Annotated in this window: 21 protein-coding genes; 11 read left to right on the top strand and 10 right to left on the bottom strand. The window is 71.2% G+C overall.

Annotation, left to right across the window (positions count from 1 at the left end):
• The first annotated feature begins 359 nt into the window (after positions 1–359).
• The gene (locus tag ACGF3A_RS11820; protein ID WP_393728412.1) at positions 360–1,244 is read left to right on the top strand and encodes an HAD family hydrolase; all 885 of its coding nucleotides are present in this window, start codon (positions 360–362) and stop codon (positions 1,242–1,244) included.
• Positions 1,245–1,606: 362 nt separating this feature from the next.
• Here the strand turns inward: ACGF3A_RS11820 and ACGF3A_RS11815 are convergent, their stop codons facing one another.
• Positions 1,607–2,437 carry an oxidoreductase gene (locus ACGF3A_RS11815; protein ID WP_393728410.1) on the bottom strand — a complete coding sequence of 277 codons (831 nt, stop codon included), beginning with the start codon at positions 2,435–2,437 and terminating at the stop codon, positions 1,607–1,609.
• A 106-nt stretch (positions 2,438–2,543) separates the two neighbouring features.
• Between ACGF3A_RS11815 and ACGF3A_RS11810 the strand changes: the two genes are divergently transcribed.
• A complete protein-coding gene (locus ACGF3A_RS11810) occupies positions 2,544–3,539 on the top strand; it encodes an ATP-binding protein (protein ID WP_393728409.1) in 996 nt (331 codons plus the stop codon).
• Between the two features lie 105 nt (positions 3,540–3,644).
• Here ACGF3A_RS11810 and ACGF3A_RS11805 read toward each other — a convergent pair whose 3' ends face one another.
• Complete coding sequence (locus ACGF3A_RS11805) at positions 3,645–4,883, bottom strand: hypothetical protein (RefSeq protein WP_393728407.1); 1,239 nt, start codon at positions 4,881–4,883, stop codon at positions 3,645–3,647.
• 304 nt (positions 4,884–5,187) lie between these two features.
• Here ACGF3A_RS11805 and ACGF3A_RS11800 point away from each other — a divergent pair, with 304 nt between their 5' ends.
• The 6 genes from ACGF3A_RS11800 (at position 5,188) to ACGF3A_RS11775 (ending at position 13,090) form a co-directional block, all read left to right on the top strand.
• Positions 5,188–7,533: a SulP family inorganic anion transporter gene (locus ACGF3A_RS11800; protein ID WP_393728405.1), complete on the top strand. Its 2,346-nt coding sequence runs from the start codon at positions 5,188–5,190 to the stop codon at positions 7,531–7,533.
• 189 nt (positions 7,534–7,722) lie between these two features.
• Positions 7,723–9,696, top strand: coding sequence for an acetate--CoA ligase (gene acs / locus ACGF3A_RS11795; RefSeq protein WP_393728403.1), 1,974 nt, complete (start codon positions 7,723–7,725; stop codon positions 9,694–9,696).
• A 186-nt stretch (positions 9,697–9,882) separates the two neighbouring features.
• On the top strand, positions 9,883–11,304 hold the full coding sequence (gene nhaA, locus ACGF3A_RS11790; protein ID WP_393728401.1) for a Na+/H+ antiporter NhaA: 1,422 nt from the start codon (positions 9,883–9,885) through the stop codon (positions 11,302–11,304).
• Between the two features lie 81 nt (positions 11,305–11,385).
• Entirely contained in the window at positions 11,386–11,856 is a 471-nt protein-coding gene (locus ACGF3A_RS11785; RefSeq protein ID WP_393728399.1) for a phage holin family protein, read from the top strand.
• The gene (locus ACGF3A_RS11780) at positions 11,853–12,788 is read left to right on the top strand and encodes an alpha/beta fold hydrolase (RefSeq protein ID WP_393728397.1); all 936 of its coding nucleotides are present in this window, start codon (positions 11,853–11,855) and stop codon (positions 12,786–12,788) included. Before ACGF3A_RS11785 ends, ACGF3A_RS11780 begins: the two co-directional genes overlap by 4 nt.
• A 119-nt stretch (positions 12,789–12,907) precedes the next feature.
• The gene (locus tag ACGF3A_RS11775) at positions 12,908–13,090 is read left to right on the top strand and encodes a hypothetical protein (protein WP_393728395.1); all 183 of its coding nucleotides are present in this window, start codon (positions 12,908–12,910) and stop codon (positions 13,088–13,090) included.
• 69 nt (positions 13,091–13,159) lie between these two features.
• On the opposite strand, the gene ACGF3A_RS11770 is transcribed toward ACGF3A_RS11775, so the two are convergent.
• The 3 genes from ACGF3A_RS11770 to nth form a co-directional block, all read right to left on the bottom strand.
• Positions 13,160–14,359, bottom strand: coding sequence for a MarP family serine protease (locus tag ACGF3A_RS11770; RefSeq protein ID WP_393728393.1), 1,200 nt, complete (start codon positions 14,357–14,359; stop codon positions 13,160–13,162).
• Between the two features lie 48 nt (positions 14,360–14,407).
• A complete protein-coding gene (locus ACGF3A_RS11765; protein ID WP_393729104.1) occupies positions 14,408–15,049 on the bottom strand; it encodes an NUDIX hydrolase in 642 nt (213 codons plus the stop codon).
• Between the two features lie 86 nt (positions 15,050–15,135).
• Positions 15,136–16,209, bottom strand: a complete 1,074-nt coding sequence (nth, locus tag ACGF3A_RS11760) for an endonuclease III (RefSeq protein ID WP_393728391.1) — start codon at positions 16,207–16,209, stop codon at positions 15,136–15,138.
• A 264-nt stretch (positions 16,210–16,473) separates the two neighbouring features.
• On the opposite strand from nth, the gene ACGF3A_RS11755 reads away from it, so the two are divergent.
• The gene (locus tag ACGF3A_RS11755) at positions 16,474–17,148 is read left to right on the top strand and encodes a Crp/Fnr family transcriptional regulator (protein WP_393728389.1); all 675 of its coding nucleotides are present in this window, start codon (positions 16,474–16,476) and stop codon (positions 17,146–17,148) included.
• Between the two features lie 171 nt (positions 17,149–17,319).
• Here the strand turns inward: ACGF3A_RS11755 and ACGF3A_RS11750 are convergent, their stop codons facing one another.
• From ACGF3A_RS11750 to ACGF3A_RS11735, 4 genes are all read right to left on the bottom strand, one after another.
• Positions 17,320–18,150: an MBL fold metallo-hydrolase gene (locus ACGF3A_RS11750; protein ID WP_393728387.1), complete on the bottom strand. Its 831-nt coding sequence runs from the start codon at positions 18,148–18,150 to the stop codon at positions 17,320–17,322.
• Positions 18,147–19,055 (bottom strand): NUDIX hydrolase, encoded by a 909-nt coding sequence (locus tag ACGF3A_RS11745; protein WP_393728385.1) that lies wholly within the window; start codon positions 19,053–19,055, stop codon positions 18,147–18,149. Before ACGF3A_RS11745 ends, ACGF3A_RS11750 begins: the two co-directional genes overlap by 4 nt.
• 100 nt (positions 19,056–19,155) lie before the next feature.
• Positions 19,156–19,620 carry a RidA family protein gene (locus tag ACGF3A_RS11740; protein WP_393728383.1) on the bottom strand — a complete coding sequence of 155 codons (465 nt, stop codon included), beginning with the start codon at positions 19,618–19,620 and terminating at the stop codon, positions 19,156–19,158.
• On the bottom strand, positions 19,617–19,778 hold the full coding sequence (locus ACGF3A_RS11735) for a DUF4177 domain-containing protein (RefSeq protein WP_075033571.1): 162 nt from the start codon (positions 19,776–19,778) through the stop codon (positions 19,617–19,619). Before ACGF3A_RS11735 ends, ACGF3A_RS11740 begins: the two co-directional genes overlap by 4 nt.
• A 58-nt stretch (positions 19,779–19,836) precedes the next feature.
• Between ACGF3A_RS11735 and ACGF3A_RS11730 the strand changes: the two genes are divergently transcribed.
• A complete protein-coding gene (locus ACGF3A_RS11730; protein WP_393728381.1) occupies positions 19,837–20,808 on the top strand; it encodes an ArsA-related P-loop ATPase in 972 nt (323 codons plus the stop codon).
• A 55-nt stretch (positions 20,809–20,863) separates the two neighbouring features.
• Positions 20,864–22,567 (top strand): ArsA-related P-loop ATPase, encoded by a 1,704-nt coding sequence (locus ACGF3A_RS11725; RefSeq protein ID WP_393728379.1) that lies wholly within the window; start codon positions 20,864–20,866, stop codon positions 22,565–22,567.
• Positions 22,568–22,946: 379 nt separating this feature from the next.
• On the opposite strand, the gene ACGF3A_RS11720 is transcribed toward ACGF3A_RS11725, so the two are convergent.
• Complete coding sequence (locus ACGF3A_RS11720) at positions 22,947–23,288, bottom strand: WhiB family transcriptional regulator (protein WP_393728377.1); 342 nt, start codon at positions 23,286–23,288, stop codon at positions 22,947–22,949.
• Positions 23,289–23,754: the final 466 nt, after the last annotated feature.

Raw genomic sequence — 23,754 nt, 5'->3', positions numbered from 1 at the left:
GATCACGGTCCAAAACTGTGGACAACTCAGGGGTCGTGAAAAATTCCGTCACCCATACCAGTGACTTCCGGAGAGCAGCGCATCGATTACGCTGAGTTACTCAACCGGTGGGCCGTCTACCGCTGCCCCTGAAGATCCGAAAAAGCGGAGTGGTCGCCTCACACCCCGCGAAAATACCCCCGGACATGCGACGACCCCCGCCGGGGGGGAGAGCGGGGGTCGTCCCCACGGCCGACTCGGGGGGGGAGGAGTCGGGCCGGGTTAGCACGGTCGCGAACGATCCGTGACTTCCATGGTGTACCCGAGAGCCTTCTCAGGCAAACCCACGCGCCCCACCTTACGCCGAATGGTTGGCGCCTATGCTCACTACCGTGGAAAACCTAGCGATGCCCCGCACAGCCGCCTTCTTCGATCTGGACAAGACGGTCATTGCGAAGTCGAGCACGCTCACCTTCGGCAAGTCCTTCTACCAAGGTGGCCTGATCAATCGCCGCGCCGTACTGCGCACCGCCTACGCGCAGTTCGTATATCTCCTCGGCGGCGCCGACCACGACCAGATGGAACGGATGCGCGAGTACCTTTCGGCACTCAGCCGTGGCTGGGACGTGCAGCAGGTCAGGGAGATCGTCGCGGAGACGATCCACGACCTCATCGATCCCATCATCTACGACGAGGCCGCCTCGCTCATCGAGGAGCACCACCTCGCCGGCCGGGACGTGGTGATCGTCTCCACCTCGGGCGCCGAGGTCGTCGAGCCGATCGGGGAGATGATCGGCGCCGACCGCGTCGTCGCGACCCGCATGGTCGTCGAGGACGGGCGCTTCACCGGCGACATCGAGTACTACGCCTACGGCCCCACCAAGGCCGAGGCCATCCGCGCGCTCGCCGAGTCGGAGGGGTACGACCTCTCGCGCTGCTACGCGTACAGCGACTCGGGCACCGACATGCCCATGCTCGAAGCGGTCGGCCACCCCCATGCCGTCAATCCGGACCGGGCGCTCCGCAAGGAGGCGCTGGCACGGGACTGGCCGGTGCTCTCCTTCTCGCGTCCCGTCCGGCTCAAGCAGCGGATCCCCAGCCTCTCGATGCCGTCCAGGCCCGCGCTCGCGCTGACCGCGGCCGCCGTCGGAGCGGCCGCCGCGACGGCGGGACTCGTCTGGTACAACAGCCGACGCCGCTCCCGCTTGCCGCACGTGGCCCGCATGGCACGGATGACACGGATGGCCCGCATGACCCGCTTCTGACCGATTACGGCGCATTGCAAGCTACTTCTCCTGTTTGAAGCGAAAAGTAAAGATCTGCGTCCAGGGGTTCCGCTTACCGGCACCGGGGAGTACAAAGGATTCAACGGCCCGCGAGACCAACGGCATCCGCGAGGATCCCGTCCACGCATGAAGGCCCCACGGACCGCACGCATGAAGACCGGGCACCCACGCGACGCAGAGCCCGCGGATCGGGCAGGTCCCAGCAGGAAGCGGGCAAAGTCCCGTCCTGATGGACACACATAGGTGCACGCACTGGTAACCCGGCCGACATGCCAGCGGCGGCACGCGCCAAGGCGGTGCCGCCGCAGTTCTATGTCCGGGCGCCGAACGGCCGAAGCGCGTCAGGCAGCGCCGCGCTGCAGCGCCTCGCAGACCGCCGTGCTCTCCCGGACCCCCAGCTCCACCGCGCGGCCGCAGTGCGCGATCCACTCGGCCACACCCTCCGGCGTGCCGGACGCGTAGCCCTTCAGCGCCCGCAGGTACGCCTCGCGCCCCTGCTCCGCCTGGCCCACCTCGGCCGGGCAGATCGCCTTGGGGTCGAGCCCGCTGCCGACGAGCACGATCCGCTCGGCCGCCCGCGCCACCGGGCCGTTGAACGCGCCGAAGGGGCGCAGCGTGAGCAGCTCGCCGTGCACCACCGAGGCCGTGACCAGCGCCGGGGCCGACGTTCCGCCCGTGACGATCCCCGCCAGCCCGTCCAGCCGCGCGGCCACCTCGTCGACGTCCGGCACCGGAATTCCGAGCTCCGGCCCCTCCACCACTTCGCCGGCGAACCGGGGCCTGCCCACGGCGTCGTCCGCCACGCCCTTCCCGGCGGCGACGAGGTGGAGCCTGGCCAGCACGCGCAGCGGCGACTGGCCCCAGACGTCCAGGATCTGACCGGCCTCGGCGGTGACGCGCAGCGCGGCGCCGACCGTACGGGGCTCGCCCTCGACGCCGAAGTCGGTCCGGCGGCGCACCTCCTCCAGGGCCCAGTCCGCGCCGTCCAGCGCGGCCGAGGCACGCGCGCCGCGCAGCGCCGCCTCGCCGCTCACCTCGCTGCTGCGGCGGCGCATGATCCGGTGCCCGTAGACCCGGTCGACGGACTTCCGCACGGATTCCACGGCCTCGGGCACACCGGGCAGCGCGGCGAGCGGAGCCAGCGGGTCGGCGGGGTCAGCGGTGCTACTCATGCGTACGACCCTACGCACCGGCCGCCGCGGCCCAACACCTCGTTCGAGTGGTCTTCTTCACTCGCCCCTCCCCATGACCGGGATCTTGCGCCTTACGCTAATGAACATGAAGATCGCTTTCGTAGGGAAGGGCGGCAGCGGCAAGACGACGCTGTCCTCGCTGTTCATCCGGCACCTGGCCGCGCGGGGCCTCCCGCTGATCGCCGTGGACGCCGACATCAACCAGCACCTGGGCGTCGCCCTCGGGCTGGACGAGGACGAGGCTGCCGCGCTGCCCGCGATGGGCGCGCGTCTCCCGCTGATCAAGGACTATCTGCGCGGCTCCAACCCGCGGATCACCTCGGCGGACACGATGATCAAGACGACTCCGCCGGGCGAGGGTTCCCGCCTGCTCCGCATCGCGGAGGACAACCCGGTCTACGACGCGTGCGCCCGTACCGTCTCGCTGGAGGGCGTCCCCGCCGCCGGTCCCGTACGGCTGCTCGCGACCGGACCGTTCACCGAGTCGGATCTGGGCGTCGCCTGCTACCACTCGAAGACGGGCGCGGTCGAGCTGTGCCTGAACCATCTGGTCGACGGGCGGGACGAGTTCGTCGTCGTCGACATGACGGCGGGCAGCGACTCCTTCGCCTCGGGGATGTTCACCCGTTTCGACATGACGTTCCTGGTGGCCGAGCCGACGCGGAAGGGCGTCTCGGTCTACCGGCAGTACAAGGAGTACGCCCGCGACTTCGGCGTCCCCCTCCGGGTGGTCGGCAACAAGGTGCAGAGCGAGGACGACCTCGACTTCCTGCGCCAGGAGGCGGGGGACGACCTGCTCGTCACCGTCGGCCATTCGGACTGGGTGCGCGCCATGGAGAAGGGCCGCGCACGTCCCTTCTCAGAGCTGGAGGAGCACAACGTCCTCGCCCTGGACGCGCTGTACGGAGCGGCCGTAGGCGCGTACGAGCAGCGCGACTGGGAGCGTTACACGCGCCAGATGGTCCACTTCCATCTGCGGAACGCGGAGAGCTGGGGGAACGAGAGGACGGGCGCCGATCTCGCCGCCCAGGTCGACCCCTCGTTCGTCCTGCACGAGGACCTCGCGCCGCAACCTGCCTGACACCGCCCACCGGACGGCCGCCACCGGCCGGCCCCAGCGCGGCCCTCCGTCACCGGTAATCCATCCGGCCGGTGACGGAGGGCCGTTTCTTCTTCCCCGGAGGACTCAGCGGGCCTGTACGTCCCCGCTGTCCAGGGAGAGGAAGGAGCGCCAGCCTCCGGCGGGCCTCTCCCCCACCTCCAGGGTGCGCAGCTTGGCCAGCACGCGGGGGTCCTGCGCGTCCAGCCAGTCGGCCAGCTGCCGGAAGGAGACGCAGCGCACGCCCTTCTTGCGGCAGACCGTCTTCATGACGTTCTCGATGGCGTCCATGTAGACGCCGCCGTTCCAGTCCTCGAAGTGGTTTCCGATGACCATAGGAGCGCGGTTGGTGGTGTACGCGCGGTTGAACCCGGCGAGCAGGCCGTCACGCATCTGCTTGCCATAGGCCGCGCGTTTCTCGACGGGTCCGTTGACGGTCACGGACTGGTTGGCCAGGAAGTTGTAGTCCATGGAGAGCGTCTCGAACTTCCGCCCCGGCATGGGGACCTGCTGGAGGGGCATGTCCCACAGGCCGCTCTTCTTGCCCGGCCAGACCTGTGTGCCGTTGCCGCTGGAGTCGTAGCGGAAGCCCATCTGGCGCGCGGCGGGGAGCAGGTTGCGCTGCCCTTCGAGGCAGGGAGCGCGGCCGCCGACCAGTTCGGCGGAGTAGTTGAACGGGAGGGCCTTGCCGCCGCGCCATCCGGTGGTGGTCTTCCAGTTCTGGACGAACCACCGGGCCTGGCGGATCTCGCTCTTCCACTGCTCCACGGACCAGCTCCCGACGCCGTTCGCGCCGCAGAAGTGGCCGTTGAAGTGGGTGCCGATCTCGCTGCCGTCGAGCCAGGCGCCGCGCACCTGCCGCAGGGTGGCGCGGACGTTCTCGTCCTTCAGGTAGCCGATGTCGGACGCCCCATGGCCGTGCCCCGGGGCGGCGTAACGTTTCTTCTGTCCTTCGGGAAGCAGGTACACGCCACTGAGGAAGTACGTCTGGGAGGCGTCGTACTTCTTGCCCGCCTTGCGGAAGCGGGAGAAGAGCTTCTTGCTGTCCTCGCCCGCGCCGTCCCAGGAGAAGACCACGAACTGCGGTGGCTTCTGACCGGGCTTCAGCTCCCGGAACCGGGGCTGGGAGGGCTGCCTTCCGGTGATCGACGTCGACCCGTCGCCCAGCAGGCGGACCGGCGTCTTGGGCTTCTGCTCGGGGGCCTGTTCCTGCGTCCCCTCGGGCCGCTCCGCGGTGCCGCCTCCGCACCCGTTGAGCAGCAGGGTCAGTGACAGCACTCCCAGCAAGGCCGCGCTGCCCGCGGATCGTCTTCGCACGGCCGTCATCGGCTCACCTCGTCCTCTCGCCTCGTGCTCCGACGCGGGTGACCGGAGGCCTGGAAGGCCGCAGACCCAAAGGGCCGGTGGCCCCGAGGGCCGGAGGTCCCCGCAGGGCACAACGTGACATATGGGACGAAATACATATTTACGACAAGCCGACTTACCCCGCCGTTCACTCGATGGACGGAACACGCGAGCCATACGCGCGATCTGCGCTTCTCCGGCTCTTTACTTGGGATTACTCTCCATTTACCGCCACTTGGGAGTCACCAGACGGTCACTCACCGTGCCATCCAGCAAGGGAGACACGATGTCCGCCTGCACCCCCGTCCGCAGGGGCGCCACGGAGCGCCCACCGCCCCCCAGGCGTGCGGACCCGACCGGCCCTCCTCCACGAAAGCGCTGGTCAGCCGACCTTTCGGCATCCATCACCGTCTTTTTGATCGCCCTGCCGCTCTCGCTCGGCATCGCCCTCGCCACCGGTGCGCCGCTCCAGTCCGGGCTCGTCGCGGCAGCCGTGGGCGGCGTCGTGGGCGGCCTGCTGGGCGGGGCTCCGCTCCAGGTCAGCGGCCCCGCAGCGGGGCTCACCGTGGTGACGGCCGAGATGATCCAGGTCTACGGATGGCGCGTCACCTGCGCGATCACCATCCTCGCCGGGGTCGCCCAGATCGGGCTCGGCTTCCTCCGCGTCGCCCGCTCCGCGCTCGCGGTCAGCCCCGCGATCGTCCACGGCATGCTCGCCGGGATCGGCGTCACCATTGCCCTCGCCCAGCTGCACGTTGTGCTCGGCGGCAGCCCCGACAGCTCCGCCGTCGCCAACGCCCTCACGCTGCCGCGCCAGTTGGCCCACCCGCACCCCGCCGCGCTCTCCGTCAGCGTCCTGACGATCGCGCTGCTGCTCCTGTGGCCGCGGCTGCGCGGCGTCTCGGGCCGGTTCGGCCAGGCGCTGGGGAAGGTGCCCGCCGCGCTGGTCGCCGTGGGCGCCGCGACGGCCGTCGCCTCCCTGGCCGGACTGCGGCTGCCGCGCGTCCATCTGCCGTCCTGGCGCAGCCACGCGCTGCCGGAGCTGCCCGAAGGGCCCGTGCTGGGGCTCCTGTCGGCCGTGCTCACCATCACGCTCGTCACCAGCGTGCAGTCGCTCCTGTCGGCCGTCGCCGTCGACAAGCTGGTCTCCCAGCGCGGCGGGGACGACCGCGTGCCCCGCGCGAACCTCGACCGGGAGCTGCGCGGCCTGGGCATCTCGAACGTGGTCTCCGGGGCGCTCGGCGGCCTCCCCGTCGCGGGCGTGGCCGTACGGAGCGCGGCGAACGTGGCGGCGGGCGCGGTCACCCGCAACTCCGCCGTGCTGCACGGCATCTGGGTGCTGATCGCGGCCGGGCTGCTGGTCGGCGCGCTGGAGCTGATCCCGCTGGCGGCGCTCGCCGCGCTCGTGATGATCGTCGGCATCCAGATGGTGAGCCTGACGCACATCAGGACCGTCACCCGCCACCGCGAGGTGCTGGTCTACGGCGCGACGGCGGTCTCCGTCGTGGTGCTGGGGGTCCTGGAGGGCGTCGGGATCGGCATCGCGGTGGCGGTGGCCCTGTCGCTGCGCCGCCTGACGCGTACGCGCATCACCGTCGAGAAGGAGGACCGCCCGCGCCACCCCGTCCACCGGGTGTGCGTACGCGGCCAGTTGACGTTCCTGGCGGTGCCCCGGCTGAGCCGGGCGCTGGGCCAGGTGCCGGAGGGGGAGCAGGCGGTGGTGGAGCTCAACGGCTCGTTCATGGACCACGCGGCGTACGAGACGCTGGAGGACTGGCGCAGCGCACACACCGCGCGGGGCGGCAGCGTGGAGGTCACCGGCCGCGCGGGGCAGCACATCGGGGAGCACGCGTCCTCGCACACGTGCACGCCCTGGACCCCGTGGCGCAACCACCAGTGCACCCGTCCGCACAAGGACCACGCGCACCACACGCCCCGCAGGGGCCAGCTGCTCGGCGGGGTGCGGAACTTCCAGCGGACCACGGCCCCGCTCGTACGGGACGAGCTGGCGCGGCTGGCCGAGGAGGGGCAGCGCCCCTCGCAGCTCTTCCTCGCCTGCGCGGACTCCCGGCTGGTCACCAGCATGATCACCTCAAGCGGCCCGGGCGACCTCTTCACCGTGCGGAACGTCGGCAATCTGGTGCCCCTCCCCGGCGAGGAGGCGGGCGACGAGTCCGTGGCCGCCGCGATCGAGTACGCGGTGGACGTGCTGCGGGTCGAGTCCATCACCGTCTGCGGGCACTCGGGCTGCGGCGCGATGCAGGCGCTGCACGGGGGCGCCGGGAAGGGCGACACGCCGGAGGGCGGCGGGACGCCGCTCGGCCGCTGGCTGCGGCACGGCCGCCCCAGCCTGGACCGGCTGTCCGTACGGGACGAGGAGACCGAGCCCCGTATCGCCGACAGGGACACGGCGGACGAGGTCGAGCTGCTCTGCCTGTCCAACGTGGTGCAGCAGTTGGAGCATCTGGCGGCCCATGAGTGCGTGGCCCGGCGGGTCCGGGAGGGCGCCCTTGAGCTGCACGGAATGTACTTCCATGTGGGCGAGGCCCAGGCGTATGTGATGGACCTGGACGGGACGAGCGTGCGGCGTCCCGTGTTCGCGGCCGTACGGCCCGACGCGCGTGCCCTCTAAAGAGGGCACGCGGCGGCGTACGGCCAGGTGCGGCCATGTGCGGCGAGGCGGGCGGCGGGTGGGCGGCAGGGCGGGCGGCAGGCCGCGAGAGGTCTACACCATTTTCGACTGAGGCCCTTGTCACAGAGGTGGGGCGGCTGATGAGCTATGGCTCGGGACACAGCGCACATCCTGGGAATGGGAGATGTCGTGAGCAACGAAAGCCTGGCCAACCTCTTGAAGGAGGAGCGGAGGTTCGCCCCGCCCGCCGACTTGGCCGCGAACGCCAACGTGACCGCGGCGGCGTACGAGCAGGCGAAGGCCGACCGGCTGGGCTTCTGGGCCGAGCAGGCGCGCCGCCTGGACTGGGGCACCGAACCGACCGAGACGCTCGACTGGTCGAATCCGCCGTTCGCCAAGTGGTTCAAGGACGGCAAGCTGAACGTCGCCTACAACTGCGTGGACCGCCACGTCGAGGCGGGCCGTGGCGACCGTGTCGCGATCCATTTCGAGGGCGAGCCCGGCGACACCCGCAACCTCACCTACGCCGACCTCCAGCGCGAGGTCTCCAAGGCGGCCAACGCGCTGACGGAGCTGGGCGTCCAGGCGGGCGACCGGGTCGCGGTCTACATGCCGATGATCCCCGAGACGATCGTGGCGATGCTGGCGTGCGCCCGTATCGGCGCCCCGCACTCCGTCGTCTTCGGCGGCTTCTCGGCGGACGCGCTCGCCACCCGTATCGAGGACGCCGACGCGCGCGTGGTCATCACCGCCGACGGCGGGTACCGCAAGGGCGGCGCCTCCGCGCTCAAGCCCGCCGTGGACGAGGCGCTGACCCGCCCGGGCACCGAGAAGGTGCGCAACGTCCTGGTGGTCAAGCGCACCGGGCAGGACGACATCTCCTGGACCGAGGGCCGCGACGTGTGGTGGCACGACGTCGTCGAGCGCCAGTCCGAGGAGCACACCCCGCAGGACTTCGACGCCGAGCACCCGCTCTTCATCCTCTACACCTCGGGGACGACGGGTAAGCCGAAGGGCATCCTGCACACCACGGGCGGCTATCTCACCCAGGTCGCCTACACCCACAGCGCCGTCTTCGACCTCAAGCCGGAGAGCGACGTCTTCTGGTGCACCGCCGACGTCGGATGGGTGACGGGACACTCGTACATCGTGTACGGACCGCTGGCCAACGGTGCGACGGAGGTGCTCTACGAGGGCACGCCCGACTCGCCGCACAAGGGCCGCTGGTGGGAGATCGTCCAGAAGTACGGCGTCACCATCCTCTACACCGCGCCGACCGCCATCCGCGCCTGCATGAAGTGGGGCGACGACATCCCGGCGAAGTTCGACCTGTCCTCGCTGCGGATCCTCGGTTCGGTCGGTGAGCCCATCAACCCGGAGGCGTGGGTCTGGTACCGCCACCACATCGGCGCGGACCGTACGCCGGTGGTGGACACCTGGTGGCAGACCGAGACCGGCGGCATCATGATCAGTCCGCTGCCGGGTGTCACCGAGACCAAGCCGGGCTCCGCGCAGGTGCCGCTGCCGGGCATCAGCGCGACCGTCGTGGACGACGAGGCGCGCGAGGTCCCGGACGGCGCGGGCGGCTATCTGGTGCTCACCGAGCCGTGGCCGTCGATGCTGCGCACCATCTGGGGCGACGACCAGCGGTACCTGGACACCTACTGGTCGCGCTTCGAGGGCAAGTACTTCGCGGGCGACGGCGCCAAGAAGGACGACGACGGCGACATCTGGCTGCTCGGCCGGGTGGACGACGTGATGCTGGTCTCCGGGCACAACATCTCGACGACCGAGGTCGAGTCGGCCCTCGTCTCGCACCCGAAGGTCGCCGAGGCGGCGGTCGTCGGCGCCACCGACCCGCAGACCACGCAGGCGATCTGCGCCTTCGTCATCCTGCGGGGCGACGCGGGCGCGGCCGGCGACGCGGAGGGCCTGGTCAGCGAGCTGCGTGACCACGTGGCCAAGCATCTCGGCCCGATCGCCAAGCCCAAGCGGATCCTTCCGGTGGCCGAGCTGCCGAAGACCCGCTCCGGCAAGATCATGCGCCGTCTGCTGCGGGACGTCGCGGAGAACCGCACGCTGGGTGACACGCAGACCCTCACCGACTCCTCGGTGATGGACCTCATCCAGGCGCAGCTCCCCGGCGCCGCCAGCGAGGACTGAGCCCGCCCGTACGCCCGTACACGCGTACGACACGAGGGGCATCCGGCGACCGCGCCGGGTGCCCCTCACTCGTATTGGTTAGGGTGAGGGGCGTCGCGTCAAAGGCGCGGCAAAAAATGGGGCGCCGGGAAGTCTGGTCGGCACGTAGCACGCTATTGTCCGCCGCCGCTCCTGGAGGCCCCGCACGTGACCGCGCCGAAGCCCGACCCCAGCCGTGAGAACCGCGAGCGCCGCACCGTCCTCTTCGGGCGGCTCCCCCTCGGCGAGCGGACCTTCCTCGCCGACGCCCTGCGCACCGAGACCGTCGGCGGCATACTGCTGCTCGCCGCCGCCGTCGTGGCGCTGGTCATGGCCAATACCGGACTGAGCGGCTTCTACGAGGACGTCAAGGGCTTCCACTTCGGCCCGGAGTCGCTCCATCTGAACCTCTCCGTCGCCGACTGGGCGAAGGACGGGCTGCTCACCGTCTTCTTCTTCGTCGCGGGCATCGAGCTGAAGCGCGAGCTGGTCGCGGGCGAGCTGCGCGACCCGAAGGCCGCGGCGCTGCCCATCGTCTCCGCGCTGTGCGGCATGGTCGTGCCCGCGCTCGTCTACGTCGGCTTCGCCCTGGGCGGCGGGGGCGACGTGAAGGGCTGGGCCATCCCGATGGCCACGGACATCGCCTTCGCGCTCGGCGTGCTAGCAGTGCTCGGCACCGGGCTGCCCTCCGCGCTGCGCGCCTTCCTGCTGACGCTCGCCGTGGTCGACGACCTCGGCGCGATCATCATCATCGCCATCTTCTACTCGGCGGGGATCAGCTTCTGGGCGCTGCTCGCCTCGGTCGCCGGACTGGCGCTCTTCTGGTTCCTGCACCACCGGGGCGTACGCGGCTGGTACGTGTACGTGCCGCTGGCGCTCGTCATCTGGGCGCTGATGCACGCGAGCGGGGTGCACGCCACGGTCGCGGGCGTCGCCATGGGCCTGATGCTGCGCTGCACGCTCGCGCCCGGCGAGAAGACCTCGCCCGCCGAGCACATCGAGCACCTGGTGCGTCCGCTCTCGGCGGGGCTCGCGGTGCCGTTGTTCGCGCTGTTCGCGGCGGGCGTGGGGGTGTCCGAGAAGGCGCTCACGGACGTCTTCACGCAGCCGGAGACCCTGGGCGTGGTCCTCGGTCTGCTGGCGGGCAAGACGCTCGGGGTCTTCGGCGGCGCCTGGCTCGCGGCCCGCTTCACCAAGGCGGAGCTGAACCGGGAGCTCGCCTGGGCCGATGTTCTGGCCATCGCCGCACTCTCCGGAATCGGCTTCACCGTCTCGCTCCTGATCAGCGAACTCGCCTTCAGCGACGACCCGGCACTCGCCGACGAGGCCAAGGCCGCCGTGCTGACGGGCTCCCTGCTGGCGGCCGTTCTCGCGGGGGTCGTACTCAAGCTACGGGCGAAGAAGTACCGTTCGCTGCTGGACGACGAGGACCGCGACGAGGACGGCGACGGCATTCCGGACATCTACGAGCAGGACAAGCCGGAATACCACCTGCGCATGGCCGCCCTTCACGAGGCCAAGGCGGCCGAGCACCGCAGGCTCGCCGAAGTAGCGGGGGCCCGGGACGTGTCGGACGATGGTCCGGCATGATCTGACCTGCGGGAACCGCGCACGGGATCCAGAACACGGGAACCGGACCACAGGAACCGAGAAAACCACAGGGAGAGAGCGATGAGCGCAGCCGACGAGGGCCGCAGCCTCGGCCAGTTGGTCGCCTCGGCGACCGCCGAGATGTCCGCGCTGGTGCACGACGAGATCGCGCTGGCGAAGGCCGAGCTCCGCCAGGACGTCAAGCGCGGCGCGCTCGGCAGCGGGGCCGCGATCGGCGCGGGGGTGCTGCTGCTCTTCTCGCTCCCCGTGCTGAGCTTCGCCGCGGCGTACGGCATCCACAACCTCGGCCTCGGCATGGCCTGGTCGTTCCTCATCGTGGGTGGCGCCTACATCCTGCTGGCGGTGCTCCTGCTGGCGTGGGCGGGGCTCAAGTTCAAGAAGATCAAGAAGAGCCAGGGGGCGCAGAAGTCGATCGCCTCCGCCAAGGAGACCGCGGCCGTGCTCTCGAACGTCAAGCCTCATCCGCGGGCCGTCGAGGACGGCGCGAAGGAGAGCCCGGCCCTGGAGCATGTGACACGCTCGTCGGTATGACCCTCGCAGAAAGCCCCGCGGCAGTGGTCCGCACCGAAGGACCGTGGACGCACCGGGACGTGGCCGCCAACGGCGCCCGGTTCCACATCGCCGAAATGGGCGAAGGTCCGCTGGTGCTCCTGCTGCACGGCTTTCCGCAGTTCTGGTGGACCTGGCGGCACCAGCTGCCCGCGCTCGCCGACGCGGGCTACCGGGCGGTCGCCATGGACCTGCGCGGGGTGGGCGGCAGCGACCGTACGCCCCGGGGCTACGACCCGGCGAACCTCGCGCTCGACGTCACCGGCGTCATCCGCTCCCTCGGCGAGCCCGACGCCGCACTGGTCGGGCACGACCTGGGCGGCTATCTCGCCTGGACGGCCGCGGTCATGCGGCCCAAGCTGATCCGGCGGCTCGCGGTCTCCTCGATGCCGCACCCGCGCCGCTGGCGCGCCGCGATGCTGGGCGACGTGCGGCAGACCGCGGCCAGCTCGTACATCTGGGGCTTCCAGCGCCCCTGGGTCCCCGAGCGCCAGCTCGTCGCCGACAACGGCGCCCTGGTCGGACGGCTCATCCGGGACTGGGCGGGCCCCAAGCTCGCCGGCCCGGCCGAGGACACGGCCGTCGCGAACTACCGCCGCGCGATGTGCGTCCCCTCGACGGCCCACTGCTCGATCGAGCCGTACCGCTGGATGGTGCGCTCGATGGCCCGCCCCGACGGGGTGCAGTTCTATCGGCGTATGAAACGACCCGTACGAGTGCCGACGCTGCATCTGCACGGCTCCCTCGATCCGGTGACGCGCACCCGCAGCGCGGCGGGCTCCGGCGAGTACGTCGAAGCCCCGTACCGCTGGCGGCTGTTCGACGGGCTGGGCCACTGGCCGCACGAGGAGGATCCGGCGGCCTTCACGACGGAACTCGTGCACTGGCTGAGCGATCCCGAGCCGGACCGCTGAGTCCGCGCTGAGCCCGCGCGGACACCCGTCACCAAGAACCGAACACATGCCCGCCGCATAGGCCGATTGAGCGAGCCGCGGGCGATTACTGACCTTGAGCCGGGGGCAGGGACCGGTGTATGGGCTGGACGCACGACTTCCGTGACGTGGCACGTAACCGCAGCCAGCTGGGGGATCCGCGCGAGCATTCCGCGCGCTTCACGGCCCGGCTGCAACCCCAGCACCCGGAGCTGGGGATCCCCCGCATCCTGCGCCGCCGCGCGCGCTGGTTCAGCGCGCGGATACGGCATACGCGCGGCTGACGCGCCGCCGATACGCGGCGGGCGCCCGGCGCGACGCGACTTCCGCGCGCCGCCCCCGAGCGCCCGCACTCACATCGCGCAGCCCTCGCTGTCGACCTGCTTCGTGGCCGTACGGCCCTTCGCGATGTCCTCGCGCAGCTCGTCGGTGGTCAGCGCGTACCCCGTACGGTCGTCGTCCAGGGACTTCGCGAAGATGACGCCGTAGACGCGGCCGTCGGGGGTGAGCAGCGGGCCGCCCGAGTTGCCCTGCCGGATGGTCGTGTAGAGCGAGTAGACGTCGCGGCTGACGGTGCCGCGGTGGTAGATGTCCGGGCCGTTGGCCTGGATACGGCCGCGGACGCGGGCCGAGCGGACGTCGTAGGCGCCGTTCTCCGGGAAGCCCGCGACGATCGCCCCGTTGCCGCTGCCCGCGTCCTTCTCGCTGAAGCGCAGCGCGGGCGCCTGGAGCTGGGGGACGTCGAGGACGGCGATGTCGCGCTTCCAGTCGTAGAGCACCACACGGGCGTCGTAGCGCCTGCCCTCGCCGCCGATCTGCACGGTCGGCTCGTCGACGCCGCCGACCACGTGCGCGTTGGTCATCACCTTGTGGTCGCCGAAGACGAAGCCGGTGCCCTCCAGGACCTTCGAGCAGCTCTGCGCGGTGCCGACGACCTTGACGATGCTCTTCTTGGCGCGCTGCGGCACCGGGCTGCCCGCGAGCTTCGGATCGGGCGGCGCGACGTCCTGGATCGGCTCGTCGGAGAACGGGGTGAAGACCTGCGGATAGCCGTTCTTGGCGAGCACGGAGGAGAAGTCCGCGAACCAGCCGTCCGTCTGCTCCGGCATCACCCGCGAGACCCCGAGCAGGATCTTGGAGCCGCGCACCTCCTTGCCGAGCGTCGGCAGCGTCGTACCGGCGAGGGCCGAGCCGATGAGCCAGGCGACGAGCAGCATCGCCAGCACGTTCACCAGCGCCCCGCCCGTCGCGTCCAGGGCGCGCGCGGGGGACCAGGTGATGTACTGCCGCAGCTTGTTGCCGAGGTGGGTGGTGAGGGCCTGGCCGACGGAGGCGCAGATGATGACGACGACCACGGCCGCGATGACGCCGCCGGTGCCCGGCTTGCTGCCGTCCGTGAACTCGTCCCAGAGCGGCGGGAGTACGAGCAGCGCGATGAGGCCGCCCCCGAGGAAACCGATCACCGACAGGATGCCGACGACAAAGCCCTGGCGGTAGCCGACGATCGCGAACCATACGGCCGCGAGCACCAGCAGTACGTCCAGCACGTTCACCGAATCAGCCCTCGCCTCGGTCTCTACTCCAACGGAAGAGACACCGTCTCATGCGCGGGAGTCGAGCGAGACCCGGCGGTCGCGGTCCCACGGACGCTCCCAGCCCGCGTAGTGCAGGATCCGGTCGATGACCCCCGCGGTGAATCCCCAGACCAGTGCGGAGCCGACGAGGAAGGCCGGGCCGGCATGGCCCGAAGGGTGCACCGCCATGGCGCGATTGGCCGGATCGGTGAGGTCGGCGACGGGCACGGTGAACACCCGTGCGGTCTCCGCGGGATCCACGGGCGCGACGGGCGTCGGCCGCCGCCACCAGCCGAGCACGGGGGTCACCACGAAGCCGCTCACGGGGATGTAGAGGCTCGGGAGGACGCCGAAGAGCTGGACCCCCGAGGGGTCGAGCCCCGTCTCCTCCTCGGCCTCGCGCAGCGCCGCGCGGAGCCGCCCCTCGCCCTGCGGGTCCCCGTCCTCCGGGTCGAGCGCGCCGCCCGGGAAGGAGGGCTGGCCCGCGTGGGACCTCAGGCTGGAGGCGCGCTCCATCAGCAGCATCTCCGGCCCCTGCCGTCCCTCTCCGAAGAGGACGAGCACGGCCGAGGGGCGCCCGCCGCCGTCCTCGGGCGGCAGGAAACGGCTGAGCTGGGTGGGCCGGACCGTCCGCGAGGCGTCGCGGACGGGCGTGAGCCAGCCGGGCAGGTCGCGGTCGCTGACCTCGACACGGCCGTACGGCTGCGACGGCGGCTCCGGATCGGCGCTCCGGGCCGACCGACTGTGGGCACCCGTCACCGGGCGGCCCCGGCGGCCGTCGGCGCGGGCCGTCCCGGGAGCGGGGGCGCCGGGGTGCCCGGGTAGTCCGGCGGGGGCTTCAGGCGCTGGCCCGGCTGGCCGCCCATCTCGTACTTGAGCAGCTTCTTCGCCTTCTCCGGATCGGTCTCCCCCTCCCCGTACGAGGGGCAGATCTCGGCGATCGGGCAGGCGCCGCAGGCGGGCTTGCGGGAGTGGCAGACGCGGCGGCCGTGGAAGATCGTGCGGTGCGAGAACATCGTCCACTCGCTCTTGGGCAGCAGCTCCCCGATCTCGGCCTCGACCTTCTCGGGGTCGGTCTGCTCGGTGAGTTTCCAGCGGCGCACGAGCCGCCCGAAGTGGGTGTCGACGGTCAGCCCGGGGACCCCGAACGCGTTCCCCAGCACGACGAAGGCCGTCTTGCGGCCGACTCCCGGCAGCCTGACGAGCTCCTCGACGGTGCCGGGGACCTCGCCGCCGAAGTCGTCCCTGAGCCCCTTGGAGAGGCCGAGCAGCGACTTCGCCTTGGCGCGGAAGAAGCCGGTCGGGCGGATCAGCTCCTCCAGCTCCTCCGGATTGGCCGCGGCCAGGTCCTCGGGCGTGGGGTAGGCGGCGAAGAGCGCGGGCGTCGTCTGGTTGACCCTCAGGTCCGTGGTCTGGGCCGAGAGGACGGTGGCGACGAGGAGCTGGAAGGGGTTCTCGAAGTCCAGCTCGGGGTGCGCGTAGTAGTACACCTCGGCCAGCTCGCGGTTGATACGGCGGGCCCGGCGGACCTTGGAGAGGTGCGACTCGGAAGCGGCGGTCTTCTTAGGAGCAGCGGCCGTCTTCTTGGCTGCTGTCTTCTTAGGAGCGGCCGTCTTCTTGGGAGCGGCGGCCTTCTTGGCCGGGACCTTCTTGGCGGCCGTCTTCTTCGCCGCCGGGGCCTTCTTCGCCGCCGCCGTCTTCTTGACCGCGGTCTTCTTCGCGGGGGCCGTCTTCTTCGCGGCGGTCTTCTTGGCCGGGGCCTTCTTGGTCACGGTCTTCTTCGCGGCTTTCGTCCCCTTCGCCTTCTTGGCGGGGTCGTGTTCGCCCACAGCGGAATCCTCCGTTGCCGTCACCCGCCCGGCCCCCTCTCTCCGTGCGCTCACCGGGGTATTGGACACCCGGCCAGACTAAGGGGGGCGACCGACATTCGCCCCGCACGCAGCCGATTCACGACCCCAATCAACCCCTGCGTTGGGGGGCCCGGTGTGCGTACGTCAAACTTGTGACTGATTGCTGTGACTGATCGCACTGTTTGACCGTCCGGCATCATGGGATTGACGCATCCCATGGGCAGGTCGACAAGGAGAGAACTCGTGGACGACGTTCTGCGGCGCGCGCCGCTCTTCGCGGCGCTCGATGAGGAGCAGGCCGCTGAGCTGCGTGCCTCCATGACCGAGACGACTCTCGCCCGGAGCGAGGCCCTGTTTCACGAGGGCGACCCAGGCGACCGTCTCTACGTCGTGACCGAGGGCAAGGTGAAGCTGCACCGCACCTCCCCGGACGGGCGCGAGAACATGCTGGCGGTGCTCGGCCCCGGCGAGCTGATCGGCGAGCTGTCGCTGTTCGACCCGGGTCCGCGTACGGCGACGGCTTCGGCGCTGACCGAGGTCAAGCTGCTCGGCCTGGGCCACGGCGACCTCCAGCCCTGGCTGAACGCACGCCCGGAGGTGGCCACCGCGCTGCTGCGCGCCATCGCCCGGCGCCTGCGGCGCACCAACGACTCCATGTCCGACCTCGTCTTCTCCGACGTGCCGGGCCGGGTCGCCAAGCAGCTCCTCGACCTGTCGCGCCGTTTCGGCGTGCAGTCCGAGGAGGGCATCCACGTGGTGCACGACCTCACGCAGGAGGAGCTGGCCCAGCTGGTCGGCGCGTCCCGCGAGACGGTCAACAAGGCGCTGGCGGACTTCGCGGGCCGCGGCTGGCTCCGTCTGGAGGCCCGCGCGGTCATCCTGCTCGACATCGAGCGCCTGGCGAAGCGCTCGCGCTGATCCCGCGCGGGCACGCCGCCCGGGCGACCGGGCGCCCGGGACCAGGACACCTCCGGACCTCTGCCAGAGCCGTCAGAGGCCGCGTACGCGCCTGTGAGAGCCTCCGGGCACCTGCGGGTGCTTGTGGGTGCCCCTGAGCGCCCGTGCCCCGGAGAGGGCGGCCCCGGGCTGTCAGATCAGCCCGTGCTCGCCCAGATAGTCGAGCTGTGCCCGTACGGACAGCTCGGCCGCCGGCCAGAGGGTGCGGTCCACGTCCGCGTAGACGTGGGCGACCACCTCGGAGGCCGTACGGTGCCCCTCCTCGACCGCCGTCTCGACCTGGGCCAGACGGTTGGCCCGGTGCGCGAGGTAGAAGTCGACCGCTCCTTGTGCGTCGTTCAGCACGGGCCCGTGGCCGGGAAGGATGCGGGTCACGCCGTCGTCGACCGTCAGGGAGCGCAGACGGCGCAGGGAGTCCAGATAGTCGCCGAGCCGTCCGTCCGGATGGGCCACCATCGTGGTGCCGCGGCCCAGGATGGTGTCGCCCGTCAGCACTGCCGCGTCGGCGGGCAGGTGGAAGCAGAGCGAGTCGGCGGTGTGGCCGGGGGTCGGCACGACGCGCATCTCCAGGCCGCCGGTCGTGATGACGTCCCCCGCGGCCAGTCCCTCGTCCCCCAGGCGCAGCGCCGGATCGAGCGCCCGTACGTGCGTCCCGGTCAGCTCGGCGAAACGGGCGGCGCCCTCCGCGTGGTCCGGATGGCCGTGGGTCAGCAGGGTGAGCGCGACACGCTTGCCCTGCTGCTCGGCGGTGGCGACGACCCCGCGCAGATGGGCGTCGTCCAGCGGACCCGGATCGATGACGACGGCGAGGTCGGAACCGGGCTCGGAGACGATCCAGGTGTTCGTCCCGTCGAGCGTCATGGGCGAGGGGTTGGGGGCGAGCACACAGTGCGCGCGGGGACTCGCCTGGCCGTCGATCCCGCCGCCGCGCGGCTGGCCGGGGAGTGCTGCGGCGTCGGTCATGCGGTATCGGTCCCCTTGTCGGTCCGCTCGCCGGCCGGCCGGTCGTCCCGCTGGTCGACGCGCTTGGTGAACTCCTCGTGCCCCGGCCACGTCAGGACGATCTGCCCGTCCTCCAGGCGAGCCCGTGCGATCACGGGCGTGAGGTCGCGCCGTACGGCGGCTTCGAGCGCGGCGGCGGCCGTACCGTACGGACGCAGTTGGCGCAGGGCCGCGATGGTCGGCGGCATCATCAGAAGCTCGCCCCCGTCGTACCCGTCGGCCGCGTCCCCTGGGCGCACCCATTCCGTACGGTCGGCCTCTGTAGAGGCGTTACGGGTGCGCTGCCCCTGAGGGAGCGCGGCGACGAAGAACCAGGTGTCGTAGCGCCGTTCCTCGAACTCCGGGGTGATCCAGCGCGCCCAGGCGCCCAGCAGGTCGCTGCGCAGGACGAGCCCCCTGCGGGCGAGGAAGTCGGCGAAGGACAGCTCCCGCGCGACGAGGGCCGCGCGGTCCTCCTCCCAGTCGTCGCCCGTGGTGTCGGCCACGACGGTGCGTGCGTCGGGCCCGGCGAGCAGGACGCCCGCCTCCTCGAACGTCTCCCGTACGGCCGCGCAGACGATGGACCGTGCCGTCGCCTCGTCCGTGCCGAAACGGTCCGCCCATTCCGCGACGGCCGGACCCGCCCACCGGGTCTCCCGGGTGTCCCTCGGGTCGACGGAACCGCCGGGGTACGCGTAGGCGCCGCCCGCGAAGGCCATCGAGGCGCGGCGGCGCAGCATGTAGACGTCCGGCCCGTCCTGCGTGTCGCGCAGGAGCAGCACGGTCGCCGCGCGGCGCGGGGTGACGGGCGTGATCTCTCCCGCGGCGAGTGCCCGGATGCGCTCCGGCCACTGCGGCGGGTACCACTGGCCGTTGGTAGACGACATGGGCGGATGCTACGGCCCGCCGCCTCGATGTTCGAGAGGCAGCGGGCCGTGATGATCAGCACGCGGGCGCGGCGCCCGCCATTCGTCCCTCAGCGGTCCGTCACTCGGTGAGCTCGACCTGGATCTCGACCTCGACCGGCGCGTCCATCGGCAGCACCGCGACGCCCACCGCGCTGCGCGCGTGGACGCCCCTGGCGCCCAGGACCTCGCCGAGCAGTTCGCTCGCGCCGTTGATGACACCCGGCTGGCCGGTGAAGTCCGGGGCCGAGGCCACGAAACCGGTGACCTTGACGACGCGCGCGATGCGGTCCAGGTCGCCGGTGACGGACTTGACCGCCGCCAGCGCGTTCAGCGCGCACGTACGCGCGAGCTCCTTGGCCTCCTCCGCGGTGACCTCGCCGCCGACCTTGCCGGTGACCGGGAGGGCGCCCTCGACCAGGGGGACCTGGCCCGCTGTCCAGACGTAGCTGCCGGACCGCTGCGCGGGCACGTACGCACCCGCGGGGGTGGCCGTCTCGGGGAGGCTCAGCCCCAGCTCGGCGAGCTTGTCCTCGACGGCGCTCACGCGGACTTCTCCCGCTTGAGGTACGCCACGAGCTGCTCCGGGTTGTTGGGCCCCGGAACGACCTGGACCAGCTCCCAGCCGTCCTCGCCCCAGGTGTCCAGGATCTGCTTGGTCGCGTGCACGAGGAGCGGCACGGTCGCGTATTCCCACTTCGTCATGGGGACGACCCTAATCCCTCGCGACTAGCCCGGGCGCGCGCTGGTTAGGCTCCCAGCCGTGAGCAGGCTCCACGTAGTGACCGGCAAGGGCGGGACCGGCAAGACGACGGTCGCCGCCGCCCTCGCGCTCGCGCTGGCGGGCGAGGGACGACGCACGCTGCTCGTCGAGGTCGAGGGCAGGCAGGGCATCGCGCAGCTCTTCGAGACGGAGCCGCTGCCGTACGAGGAACGGAAGATCGCCGTCTCGCACGGCGGCGGCGAGGTGTACGCGCTGGCGATCGACGCCGAGCGCGCGCTGCTCGACTACCTCCAGATGTTCTACAAGCTGGGCAGCGCCGGACGTGCGCTCAAACGGCTCGGCGCCATCGACTTCGCGACGACCATCGCCCCCGGGCTGCGGGACGTCCTGCTGACCGGGAAGGCGTGCGAGGCGGTGCGCCGCAGGGACAAGCACCAGCGGCCCGTCTACGACGCGGTGGTGATGGATGCGCCGCCCACCGGACGGATCACCCGTTTCCTGGGGGTGAACGAGGAGGTCGCCGGGCTGGCCAAGGTCGGCCCCGTGCACAACCAGGCGCAGGCCGTCATGCGCGTCCTCAAGTCACCCGAAACAGCGGTCCATCTGGTCACGCTGCTGGAGGAGATGCCCGTGCAGGAGACCGTGGACGGTCTGGCGGAGCTGCGCGCCGCGGGGCTCCCCACCGGCGCGCTCGTGGTCAACATGGTGCGTCCCTCCCTGCCCGGCGAGGAGCACCTGGACGGCGCCGAGGAGCGCACGGGGGACCTCGCACGCGCCTTCGCGCGCGCCGGGCTGGGCGGTGCCCGCCGGGGCGGGCGTGCCGAGCGCCTGGTCGCGCCGCTGCTGGCCCAGGGTCAGGAGCACGCCGAACGCGTCAGGCTGGAGAGCGGGCTCCGCGCCGAGCTGCACGGGCAGAACGCGCCCGTACGGGAGCTGAGCCTGCTCGGCGAGGGAGTCGAGCTGGCGGGCCTGTACCGGCTCTCCAGCGAACTGCGCGAGCAGTGGCCGTGACGGCCGGAAGAGCGGGCGAAGAGCGGGCACGGACGCCGCGGAAGGGGAGACATCCATGAGCACCGGGGACAGACCGGCGGCCGAGACCGCCCTCGACACCCTCGACGCCCTCGGCACTCTCGACACGGAGACCCTGCTCGACGTCGACCCCCTGCTGGACGACCCGCGGACCCGGATCGTCGTGTGCTGCGGCTCGGGCGGCGTCGGCAAGACGACGACGGCCGCCGCGCTGGGCGTACGGGCGGCGGAGCGCGGCCGCAGGACGGTCGTGCTGACCATCGACCCGGCCCGCCGTCTCGCGCAGTCGATGGGCCTGTCCGAGCTGGACAACACCCCGCGCGAGGTTCCCGGGGTGGACACCTCGGCGGGCGGCGAGCTGCACGCGATGATGCTCGACATGAAGCGGACGTTCGACGAGATCGTCGAGGCGCACGCGGACCCCGAGCGGGCCAAGGCGATCCTGGAGAACCCCTTCTACCAGTCCCTGTCGGCCGGTTTCGCCGGTACGCAGGAGTACATGGCGATGGAGAAGCTCGGCCAGCTCCGGACGAGCGACGAGTGGGACCTCATCGTCGTGGACACCCCGCCGTCGCGCTCGGCCCTGGACTTCCTGGACGCGCCGAAGCGGCTGGGCTCCTTCCTGGACGGGAAGTTCATCAAGCTGATGATGGCGCCCGCGAAGGTCGGCGGGCGGGCCGGGATGAAGTTCGTGAACCTGGGCATGGCCGGGCTCTCGATGTTCACGGGCGCGCTCAACAAGCTGCTGGGCGCCGGGCTGCTGCGGGACGTGCAGACGTTCGTCGCCGCGATGGACACCATGTTCGGCGGCTTCCGCACCCGTGCCGACGCCACCTACCGGCTGCTCCAGGCGCCGGGCACGGCCTTCCTCGTGGTCGCGGCGCCGGAGCGGGACGCGCTGCGCGAGGCGGCGTACTTCGTGGAGCGGCTGGCGGCCGACCGTATGCCTCTGGCGGGGCTGGTGCTCAACCGGATGCACGGCACGGACGCGGCCGGACTGAGCGCCGAACGGGCCCTCGCGGCGGCGGAAAATCTTGAGGACCGCGGCATTGTGGATCGCGGCCCGGGGAAGGGTGAAGGGCGAAACGCCCCGTCGGCCGACTCCGAGGGCATGGTTCCCGAGGACGGCTCCCCCGTCACAGACGGCCCTGGCCCAGCCAGGCCCGCCACCACTCCTTCGCCCGCCGACGGCACGTCGCACGCCGCCAGGAATTCACGGACCTCTCCCGTCACGGAGAAGTCCGCACCGCAGTCCGGCCCGCCGCACTCCGACGCGCCGGACGCGACCGCTGACGCTGACACCGCCGCAGACGCGGCAGACACGACCGGGGGGACAGCACACCAGGTACCGCGTACGCACGACACGCACAGCGCATCCACGGCCGGTACGGCCGACGCCTCCTCAGCGGGTTCTCCCGCGTCCGACGCCGACACTCCTCCGTCGCCGTCGGCGCACGCCGTGGGTGCTGACAACACCGGGACCGACGAGCCCGAGACCGAGACGGAGCCCGACGGGTCCGACGGGGCCACGCAGGTGGACCTGCTGGCCGCCGGTCTGCTCCGGCTGCACGCAGAGCGCATGCGGCTGCTCGCACGCGAGCGGCGCACGCGTGACCGCTTCACGGCCCTGCACCCCGAGGTGCCCGTGGCCGAGGTCGTCGCGCTGCCCGGGGACGTACACGATCTCGCGGGCCTGCGCACCGTGGGTGAGCGGCTGGCTCGGCAGTCCGCCACGTCCTGACCCGCCCACGTCCCGACGACACCGTCTGCCGTCCGGACGTTCTGAGGCTGAGGCGCCGGGGCGGGGTACGCCCGCACGTGCTGCGCACCGCGTGCCGTACGAGCCGCGCGTGTCCTGCGTGCTGCGCGTGTCGCCGGAGCCGTCTTACCCGTCGCTGCTGTCCGTGGGTCAGTAGCCGTCGCTTGTGCCGCGGCTCCGCGCGGCGTGGCCCTGGGGCCCGTGCATGCACGCGTGTGGCACGCGTTGCCCATGTCGCACGTGTGGGCTCAGCTCGTGTCGGCATGCCTCGTGCCGACGCCTCGGATGCCGAGGCCGCGTGTGCTGACGTGGCTCGTGCTGCCGGTGTCCGAGCGGCCCGTCTGCCGTCCGGACGTCGGGGCTAGCCCGCCGCGGCGTAGTCCTGCTCTTCGTCGTCGAAGTCCACGGGCAGGATTCCGCCCGTGCCGCGCTCGTACTCCGAGCGCGCTGTCTCCAGCAGGCGGCGCCACGAGGTGACCGTCGGGCGACGGCGCAGCAGCGCCCTCCGCTCCCGCTCGGTCATACCGCCCCAGACACCGAATTCCACCCGGTTGTCGAGAGCGTCCGCGAGGCACTCCGTCCGCACCGGACACCCGGTGCACACGGCCTTGGCGCGGTTCTGCGCCGCCCCTTGCACGAATAGTTCGTCCGGATCCGTAGTGCGGCACGCTGCTTGCGCACTCCAGTCTGTCACCCAGCTCATAGCCGGCGCCGTCCTCTCCCGAATCGAGGCTCCCCCACGGCGGCGAACGGCATATTCACCGTTGCCAGTTGAGGACGTTACGGAAGGCAGGCAGGGCGCAACACCCCCTGCGGGCCCAATCTTGAATGGCCCGAACGGACTATGCGTATGCGGCAGATCACCCAACGGAGTGAGCGGGTGACAAGCCCGACGTTCCCGGCGCATCCGGGCAGTTCAGATGCCCTTCACCAGGTCTCCACGGGGGTTGCGAGGACCGCCGGACACGCGTCTTACCGATTTCTCCTGGCATATGACGGGAATCCGGGCAGTTCTCATCACTCACTTGAGTGACTACGAGGGCGAGGGAGAGTCTGTGACGGAAAACCGCCGAAGTGACGTGTGTGAGAACGAAACTGAGCCCAGCCTAAGCGACCGGGCGCGCCCCTGTCCGGCGTTTGCGTCTTTCCCCGACGGCGGGTCGTCCCAC

It is taken from the genome of Streptomyces sp. NPDC048172, from assembly GCF_043202595.1.
Classification (GTDB): Bacteria; Actinomycetota; Actinomycetes; order Streptomycetales; family Streptomycetaceae; genus Streptomyces.
This window is presented reverse-complemented; position numbering and strand designations above follow the sequence as displayed.